Source organism: Allochromatium palmeri, from assembly GCF_009720725.1.
Taxonomy (GTDB): domain Bacteria; phylum Pseudomonadota; class Gammaproteobacteria; order Chromatiales; family Chromatiaceae; genus Thermochromatium; species Thermochromatium palmeri.
Map to the genome: position 1 here is coordinate 1 of NZ_WNKT01000187.1, position 338 is coordinate 338.

At 60.4% G+C, this 338-nt stretch carries 1 protein-coding gene; it reads left to right on the forward strand.

Annotation, left to right across the window (positions count from 1 at the left end; genetic code table 11):
• Nucleotides 1-84 precede the first annotated feature (84 nt).
• The coding region (locus tag GJ668_RS20025) for a type II toxin-antitoxin system VapC family toxin (protein WP_155451822.1) at nt 85-338 on the forward strand (254 nt) is incomplete at its 3' end.

Below are 338 nucleotides of genomic sequence, written 5' to 3' on the forward strand. Positions count from 1 at the left end.
CCGGCCCGGCTCCGGCAAGGGACAGTTGCTCCGGATGGCACCGGATTTCGATGACATTCCGGATGGATTCGAGGATTTCGTCTGATGCGGCTCCTGCTCGACACGCACGCTCTCCTCTGGTGGGTGGACGATGACCCGCAACTCTCTACACAGGCCCGGAACCTGATCGGCGATGCCGAGAACGACTGTTATGTCAGCCTGGTCTCTGCCTGGGAAATGGCCATCAAGTGCGCGACAGGCAAGCTCAAGCTTGCGGTGTCGGTGCAGCGTTATTACCAGGAACATCTGCCGGCCAACGATTTTCAGCTCCTGCCCATCGACCTCGGGCATGCCACCCT